The 2,218-nt window shown below is 71.9% G+C and carries 1 protein-coding gene and 1 pseudogene; both read left to right on the top strand.

All coding sequences use genetic code 11. The features are described from left to right. Window positions 1-127: 127 nt before the first annotated feature. The gene (gene metG / locus G6030_RS08355; RefSeq protein WP_007632027.1) at window positions 128-1,981 is read left to right on the top strand and encodes a methionine--tRNA ligase; all 1,854 of its coding nucleotides are present in this window, start codon (window positions 128-130) and stop codon (window positions 1,979-1,981) included. Between the two features lie 9 nt (window positions 1,982-1,990). Further along, window positions 1,991-2,218, top strand: a pseudogene (locus tag G6030_RS08350) (DNAase); the annotation flags it as partial.

The raw sequence follows: 2,218 nt of genomic DNA, 5'->3' as shown, positions 1-2,218 counted from the left end.
GGCGCCGACCGCCGCTCCAGCCGCCGCCGCGGACCCGGGTGCCGCTTCCGCCGGATCCGGCGCGGCTCCCGCCGCCGGGGGGACCTCCACCTCCGGTGACGGGTCCACCACCACCTAGTCTGTAGGTATGGCGAAGACAGTCCTCACCGCGGTCGCATGGCCGTACGCGAACGGCCCCCGACACATCGGACACGTCTCGGGGTTCGGGGTGCCGTCGGACGTCTTCTCGCGCTACCAGCGCATGGCCGGCAACGACGTCCTCATGGTCTCGGGCACCGACGAGCACGGCACCCCGCTGCTCGTGCAGGCCGAGAAGGAGGGCGTGCCCGTCCAGGAACTCGCCGATCGCTACAACCGCGTGATCGTCGACGACCTGGCCGGGCTCGGCCTGAGCTACGACCTGTTCACCCGCACCACCACGCGGAACCACTACGCGGTGGTGCAGGAACTGTTCCGCGGGCTGCACCGCAACGGCTACATGGTCGCCAAGACCACCACCGGCGCGGTGAGCCCGTCGACCGGGCGCACCCTGCCGGACCGCTACATCGAGGGCACCTGCCCGATCTGCGGCGACGACGGCGCGCGCGGCGACCAGTGCGACAACTGCGGTAACCAGCTCGATCCGGCGGACCTGAAGAACCCGCGCTCGCGGATCAACGGCGAGACGCCGAAGTTCATCGAGACCGAGCACTGGTTCCTCGACCTGCCGGCGCTGGCCGACTCGCTGGGGGACTGGCTGAAGGGGCGGAAGGACTGGCGGCCCAACGTCCTCAAGTTCTCCCTCAACCTGCTCGAGGACCTGCGCCCCCGCGCGATGAGCCGCGACATCGACTGGGGCATCCCCATCCCCGTGGACGGCTGGGCCGACCGCGGCGACAAGAAGCTCTACGTGTGGTTCGACGCCGTGGTGGGGTACCTGTCCGCGTCCATCGAGTGGGCGTGGCGCACCGGCGAGCCCGAGGCGTGGCGCAGGTGGTGGACCGACCCCGAGGCCGTGTCCCACTACTTCATGGGCAAGGACAACATCACCTTCCACTCCCAGATCTGGCCGGCCGAGCTCATCGGCTACGACGGCCGGGGCGCCCACGGCGGCGAGCCCGGTCCCCTGGGGGCCCTCACCCTGCCCACCGAGGTGGTCTCGAGCGAGTTCCTCACGATGTCCGGGTCCAAGTTCTCGTCCTCGCGCGGCGTCGTGATCTACGTGCGGGACTTCCTGGCCGAGTTCGGCCCGGACGCGCTGCGCTACTTCATCGCCGTGGCCGGGCCGGAAAACCAGGACACCGACTTCACCTGGGACGAGTACGTGCGCCGCACCAACGCCGAGCTCGTGGGCGGCTGGGGCAACCTCGTCAACCGCACCGTGTCCATGGCGCACAAGAACTTCGGCGAGATCCCGCGGCCCGGCACCCTCACCGACCTCGACGCCGAGCTGTTGCGCGACGCCGAGTCCGCTTTCGCGACCGTCGGCGCGCACCTCGAGCGCTCCCGGTTCAAGGCCGGCGTCACCGAGGCCATGCGGATCGTGGGCGCGGCGAACCGCTACATCGCCGCCACCGAGCCGTGGAAGCTGGCCAAGGAGCCCGAGCAGCGCGAGCGCCTGGGCACCGTCCTGCACACCGCCCTGCAGGTGGTCTCTGACGCCAACACCCTGCTCACCCCGTACCTGCCGTCCGCCGCGCAGCAGATCCACGGCGCGATCGGCGGGCAGGGCGTGTGGGCCGCCGCGCCGCAGGTCCACGAGGTCACCGACGACATGCCGGTCGAGCTCGTCGGCGAGGGGCTGCCCGCCGCCGGCCGCACGTATCCGGTGATCATGGGCGACTACGCCGCCGAGCAGGCCCGGTGGGGGCGCACCGAGATCGCGCCCGGCACGCCGCTGGCCAAACCGAGCCCGCTGTTCGCCAAGGTCGATCCCGAGCTGGCCGAGACCGGCCCGACCTGGGCGCCCATCCAGCACCCGACCGACGGTGGGGAGGGCTGAGCGCCCGCCATGGGTAAGCGTAAGTCCCGCCCGACCCCTGTCCTGCCCGAGGCGCTGCCCGGGCTCGTCGACGCGCACACGCACCTGTACTCGTGCGGACACCGCACGGCGGATGAGGTGCGCGCGGCCGCCGACCGGGCCGCGCTCGCCGGCGTCGCCGCCATGGTGACCGTCGGCGACGACCTCGCCGAGTCCGAGGCCGTCGTGGCGGCCGCCGAGGCCGACGATCGGGTGTAC

It is taken from the genome of Dietzia sp. E1, from assembly GCF_014145015.1.
GTDB lineage: Bacteria > Actinomycetota > Actinomycetes > Mycobacteriales > Mycobacteriaceae > Dietzia > Dietzia cinnamea_A.
This window is presented reverse-complemented; position numbering and strand designations above follow the sequence as displayed.